This is a genomic window from Planobispora rosea, assembly GCF_014648175.1.
Lineage (GTDB): Bacteria > Actinomycetota > Actinomycetes > Streptosporangiales > Streptosporangiaceae > Planobispora > Planobispora rosea.
Genome location: NZ_BMQP01000104.1, coordinates 1 through 4225, shown reverse-complemented (window position 1 = coordinate 4225; position 4225 = coordinate 1). Strand labels below are relative to the sequence as shown.

Annotated in this window: 1 protein-coding gene; it reads right to left on the bottom strand. The window is 70.6% G+C overall.

What is annotated here, in order from left to right; genetic code table 11:
- A partial coding sequence (locus IEZ08_RS38860) for a type I polyketide synthase (RefSeq protein WP_189244222.1) occupies positions 1-4225 on the bottom strand: 4225 nt, incomplete at both ends.

Below are 4225 nucleotides of genomic sequence, written 5' to 3'. Positions count from 1 at the left end.
GATCGGGTCGCCCAGGGTGGTGCCGGTGCCGTGGGCTTCGACGGCGTCGACGTCGGCGGGGGTGAGTCCGGCGGTGGCCAGGGCGGCGCGGATGACGCGCTGCTGGGAGGGGCCGTTGGGGGCGGTCAGGCCGTTGGAGGCGCCGTCTTGGTTGACGGCCGAGCCGGAGATCACCGCCAGGACCCGGTGGCCGTTGCGGCGGGCGTCCGACAGCCGTTCCAGGACCAGCACGCCCACGCCCTCACTCCAGCCGGTGCCATCGGCAGAAGCGGCGAACGCCTTGCACCGGCCGTCCCGTGACAACGCACCCTGGCGGCTGAACTCGATGAGCGTCTCCGGGGTCGCCATGACGGTGACCCCGCCGGCCAGTGCCAGCGTGCACTCGCCCCGCCGCAGCGCCTGCGCCGCCAGGTGGATCGCCACCAGCGACGACGAGCACGCCGTGTCCACGGTCAGCGCGGGACCCTCCAGGCCCAGCGTGTAGGCCACCCGGCCGGACACGATGGCGCCTGTGCTCGCGCTTCCCATGTAGTCGTGGTACATCACCCCTGCGAACACCCCGGTGGGGCTGCCCTTCAGCGTCGTGGGGTCAATGCCCGCACGCTCCAACGCCTCCCACGAGGTCTCCAGCAGCAGCCGCTGCTGCGGGTCCATGATCATGGCCTCGCGCGGCGAGATGCCGAAGAAGCCGGGGTCGAAGTCCGCCGCGTCGGCGAGGAACCCGCCCTCCCGGGTATAGGAGGTGTCCGGCCGTTCCCCGGTCGGGTCATAGATCTGCGCAAGATCCCAGCCACGGTCGGCCGGGAACCGGCCGATGGCGTCCGCCCCGTCGATGACGAGTTGCCACAGCTCCTCCGGAGAGGAGACACCTCCCGGATAACGGCACCCCATTCCCACGATCGCGATGGGCTCGTCCGTGCTCACCGGTGACGCCTCGTACCGCTCCTCGCGCCCGGCCGTACCGCTGACCTGGTCGTACAGATATCCGGCCAGAGCAGCCGAAGTGGGGTAGTCGAAGACCAGCGTCGCCGGAAGACGCAGCCCGGTCACCGTACCGAGGACGTTTCGCAACTCGACGGCGGCGAGCGAGTCGAAGCCCAGGTCGTGGAAGGCGCGATCGGCCTCGACGGCATCGGCTGAGCCGTACCCGAGCACACCGGCCACCTTCTCCTTGACCAGGGCGACCACGGCGTTGAGCCGCTCTTCCTCGGGCAACCCGGACAACTGGCGGGCGAGTGAGGAGGAAGCGGAGACCGCGGCGGTGGATGCGCTCTGACGGGTTACCCGGCCCGCGAGCAGGCTCAGCTTGGCGGGCACCTCAAGTGACCGCAGCGCCGAATAGTTGATCTTCGCGGTGACGAGTGCGGGGTCGGTGGCGGCGGTCGCCGCCGAGAACAACGCCAGTCCCTCCGCCGGGGACAACGGCGCCACCCCACCCTGGCTGATCTTGCGACGCTCCCGCTCATCCAGGCTCTCCCCCATCCCCGCCTCAGCCCACAGCCCCCACGCCAGCGACTGCGCCGCCAGACCATGAGCACGCCGATAAACCGCCAGCGCATCCAGGAACGCATTGGCCGCGGCGTAGTTGGCCTGCCCCGGCGCCCCCAGCGTGCCGGCCACCGAGGAGAACAACACGAACGCCGCCAGCTCGCGATCCCGGGTCAGCTCGTGCAGATACCAGGCCGCCACCGCCTTGGCCGCCAACACCGCATCCAACCGCTCAACCGTCAACGCACTGAGCACACCGTCATCCAGCACCCCGGCGGTATGCACCACCGCACTCAACTCCGGCAACCCGGCTATGAGATCGGCCAGCGCGGCCCGATCGGTCACATCACACGCCACCACCCGCACCCGAGCACCGGTCTGCTCCAGCTCGGCCACCAGCTCACCAGCACCAGGCGCGGCCAGACCCCGCCGACTCACCAACACCAGATCAGCCACACCATGCCGACCGGCCAGATGCGAGGCCACCAGCGCACCCAACCCCCCGGTCCCCCCGGTGACCAGCACACTGCCCGACCCCCAGGCCACCGGCTCCGTGCCAGCGCTCACAGCGGGAGCGCGCACCAGCCGCGGCACCAGCAACACCCCGTCCCGCAACAGCACTTCCGGCTCACCACAGCCCAGCACCCGCGCCCACGGCACCTCGGCCGCATCAGCGGGCAGGTCCAGCAGCACGATCCGATCGGGATGTTCGGCCTGAGCCGAACGCACCAGACCCCACACCGCCGCCGCCGCCATATCCGAGATGCCCTCACCGGCCGCGCCCCGGGTCACCACCACCAACCGGCCACCCTCAACCGCCAACCGCTCCTGCAGCCAGCCCAGCGCCGCCCCGGCCACCTGCCGGACATCACCACCCCGGCCATCGACACACCACACCACCACATCAGCCGCATCCGCCGCATCGGCCGACCCGGCCAACCCCGGCGATTCGGCCACCTGCGGCAGGCCCAGACCGAACACATCCGCACCCGCCAACCCAACCCGGCCCACCGCAGCAGACTCACCAGAGGTGACCGCACGCCACTCCACCCGATACACCGGCAACGCCGCAGCCGTATCCACACCCGACACCGGACGCGACACCAGCGAACCGACCGACGCCACCGGACGGCCCGCCACATCGGCGACCTCGAGAGCGACCCCATCGCCCTCGGCAGGGGTGATGCGGAAACGCAGCTGGGAGGCGCCCACGGCGTAAAGGTGCACGCCCGACCAGGCGAACGGCACGCGGCCGCCTTCGTCCGGTCCGTCGCCCAGGCCGAGCACGTGCAGACCGGAGTCCAGGGCCGCCGGGTGAATGCCGAAACCATCGACCGCGGCGTCGATCGACACCTCGGCGAAAAGCTCCTCGCCACGTCGCCAGGCGGCCCGCAGGCCGCGGAAGACCGGGCCGTAGACCAGTCCGGCCTCGGCCAGCGATTCATACAGATCATCTACCGGTACAGGGTCCGCCCCGGACGGTGGCCATGCGGACAGGTCGAACGCCACCACCGGCTGGTCCGGGACCAGCCAGCCGGTCGCGTGACGTGTCCATGGATCGTCACCGTCGAGGCGCGAGTAGATGTCCACCGATCGCCTGTCACGCTCGTCCCCGGCGCCCGCGACGACCTGCACCTGAACGGCGTGATCGTCAGGCAGCACCAGCGGGGCTTCGAGCGTCAGTTCCTCGACCTCCGGACAACCCGCCTGTTCTCCGGCGCGAATCGCGAGGTCGAGCAGGGCCGTACCGGGTACGACCACGGATCCGGCGATCCGGTGGTCGGCCAGCCAGGGGTGGGTGCGCACCGACAGCCGTCCCGTGCACACGACACCATCGGAGCTGGCGAGCCGTACCACCGCGCCGAGCAGCGGGTGCTCATCCGCGGCGAGCCCGGCCGAGGCGACGTCTCCCTGTACGGCGGGCGGGTCCAGCCAGTAGCGCTCCCGCTGGAAGGGGTAGGTGGGCAACTCGACACGACCGGCGCCGGAGTCCGCGAAGAAAGCCGCCCAGTCCGGGGAGTGACCGTCGGCGTGCAGGCGACCGATCGCGGTGAGCAGCTGCTCGACTTCTCCGTTGCCACGTCGCAGGGTGGGTAGCACAAGGGTGCCGTCCGTGATGCCGCCCACCATTCCGGTCAGCACGGCATCCGGACCGATCTCCACGAAACGCGTCGCGCCCTGGGCGGTCAGGGCCCGCACCCCGTCGAGGAAGCGCACCGCCTCGCGCACATGCCGCACCCAGTACTCAGCCGTGAACTCGGTGATGGGCTCGCCGGTCAACGTCGACACCATCGGGATCTGCGGAGCCGCGAACGACAGCGTCTCCACCACCCGGGCGAAATCAGCCAGCATCGGCTCCATCAACGGCGAATGGAACGCATGTGAAACACTCAACCGCTTGGTCCGCTCGAAACGCTCGGCGATCGCCAGCACCTCGGCCTCGACCCCGGAGATCACCACCGAACGCGGCCCGTTGACCGCCGCGATCCCCACCCCAGACGTCAACAAGGGCACGATCTCGGCCTCGGAAGCGGCGACGGCCACCATCGCCCCACCGCCGGGAAGCTCCTGCATCAACCGACCGCGCGCCGCCACCAGAGCGCACGCGTCCTCCAGCGAGAGCACCCCGGCCACATGCGCCGCCGCGATCTCCCCGATCGAATGCCCGGCGACCGCGTCCGGCCGCACGCCCCACGACTCCAGCAACCGAAACAGCGCCACCTCCAGCGCGAACAAC